Annotated in this window: 1 protein-coding gene; it reads left to right on the top strand. The window is 43.6% G+C overall.

The window, feature by feature from the left end:
* Positions 1-112: 112 nt before the first annotated feature.
* The coding region (locus KIV40_RS33380; protein ID WP_285353697.1) for a LysR family transcriptional regulator at positions 113-809 on the top strand (697 nt) is incomplete at its 3' end.

Genomic DNA, 809 nt, shown 5'->3' on the forward strand with positions numbered 1-809 from the left:
AAAACAGCAATTAAACAAAGTGATAACATTTACTTTACATAGCGCGTTGCTCGCATTAAATTGCATTTACCAAAACGTAAGTTTGCTTATTTCAAACTAACTAGAGATAGCAATGGCTAAGAAAACAATTAATCAATTTTCCCACTCTGATTTACGCCTGCTGAACATCTTTAAAGTGGTGGTTGAGAATAATGGCGTCACCCCAGCCCAAGACGTACTAGGCAAAAACAAAGCAACCATCAGCATCGCCCTGTCAGATCTAGAAACTCGATTTGGATTTTCCCTGTGCCAAAGGGGGAGAAGCGGCTTCAAGCTAACACCGGAAGGGGAGGTAATTTATCGTGCCTACTTGGCCTTACATGAAGGGATTGATAACTTCACTAATGTGATCAACTCCATCGATGAGACCACCCGTGGCGAGCTACGTATCTACATCGACGACAACTTTATTAATCACCAAGAGATGCTGGTCACCCACACCTTACAAAAGGTCAGCCAAAAGTTTCCTAACATTAATCTGTACCTCACGATGGGAAGCAGCCATGCAGCGAAAGAGAAGCTCAGTCATGATGAAGTCGACATTGCTGTTATGCAGAGGACAACGCCTGACGCCGGATTGACCTATCTCGACCTATACAAAGAAAAAGAGTATTTGTACGCGTCAAGCAACCACACCATTTTTAGGCGCAGCTATCTAGACATCAGTAAAACGGATATTTTGCAGCTGCCGACAATACAATCAAACTATTCAAATGGTGTTGAGTGGTCGCGTTATAACACCAAGGCGACGACCGACGACAAAGAGGCGA

This window comes from Vibrio sp. D173a (assembly GCF_030248475.1).